The 1,297-nt window shown below is 42.3% G+C and carries 2 pseudogenes; both read left to right on the top strand.

Going from position 1 to position 1,297, the window contains the following annotated elements:
* Positions 1-1,028, top strand: a pseudogene (locus tag AC2VE5_RS27500) (BPTD_3080 family restriction endonuclease); the annotation flags it as partial.
* 19 nt (positions 1,029-1,047) lie between these two features.
* Positions 1,048-1,297: pseudogene (locus AC2VE5_RS27495) on the top strand (DNA methylase); the annotation flags it as partial.

The raw sequence follows: 1,297 nt of genomic DNA, 5'->3' as shown, positions 1-1,297 counted from the left end.
CTGGTTCTAACAATCCTCCTAAACGAGGTCCACTACCCACCCGCGTTCGTGCCTTAGAAGAACGCATTGGGTTAGAGATTACCTTTCCCAGGTTAATCGGTTATCGCTACGACATCACTCAAGAGAAACTTAAGACTAACTTCAGTGCTGTATGCAAATATGCCATCTCAGCAAATGATGTACCTACGATGACAGTGAATGCACCGATTGTGGGACAATCTAGTATTCATACACTGGATGACTTGCGATCGCATAGGGAACAAAAAGTAGCATTTCTTCTTGCCAAGCTGACTTTAGAGAAATATTTTCGTTGGGACAGCATTGAGAAAACTGACCGACCAGAAAAACATTATTTTGATTCTGATGTACAAGCTTGGTTATTTCCCCAAGTATTGCAAATAGGTAAACAGTGGATGCAGGAGTGTGTCACGTATAAAGACAACACCTATCCTCAGATGCTTTTACTTAATGAGTTTGCCCATGATGCAGCCGATTGTATTTACCGTGCGATCACATTTGGAGAAAGTCAAAAATCTCTAAAGCCAATTTTGCGACCCTACGATACTTTTGGTTCTACTCGTTATGTTGACTTTGACACTGCTCGTCCCGTCTATACCACTGAGCCTAGTAAAAGTCATGTCTCCCATGTAGTAGCAGACACCGATAGCTGGGAACAAAAAATGGCTCAAGTGTTGGAAGAAATGGATGAAGTAGTTTGCTATATCAAAAATCACGGTTTAGGGTTCACAATTCCTTACACGCTTAATGGCGATCAGAGAAACTACATCCCTGACTTCTTAACGCAAATCAATGATGGGCATGAAGATTTGCTTTCCTTGATTGTGGAAGTATCAGGCGAAGCGAGAAAGGATAAAGCTGCCAAAGTTGCTACAGCGCGATCGCTTTGGATACCAGCAGTAAACAATCACGGGGGCTTAGGGCGTTGGGCATTTATAGAAATCTCTGACCCCTGGGACGCTCAAAATACTATTCGTGCTGCCCTCAGCAGTGGGCAATTAACTAATTAATTAAGGAAATTATATAGTCATGGCTAAGAAACAAAGTCAATCCTTGACTTCTATTGAAAGTGTCAAGCACAAAGATAAACGGGCTAACATTCCTACGGAAGAATTGAGAGATTTCATGGCGGATAAGGACAAAAACTCCACACCTGTCTTTTATCCCCGTGATACATCGTTAGATCCACAATTAGTCTGGAAAGGTAAAGACGAGCAAGACCAGAAACCCTTGGAAGTCCCCGCAGTCCCAATTTATATTCAGGAAAAAATTCATCCCC

This window comes from Aliterella sp. E5.1, assembly GCF_057473825.1.
The sequence above is the reverse complement of the archived record's forward strand: the minus strand, read 5'-3'. Positions and strand labels throughout refer to the sequence as shown.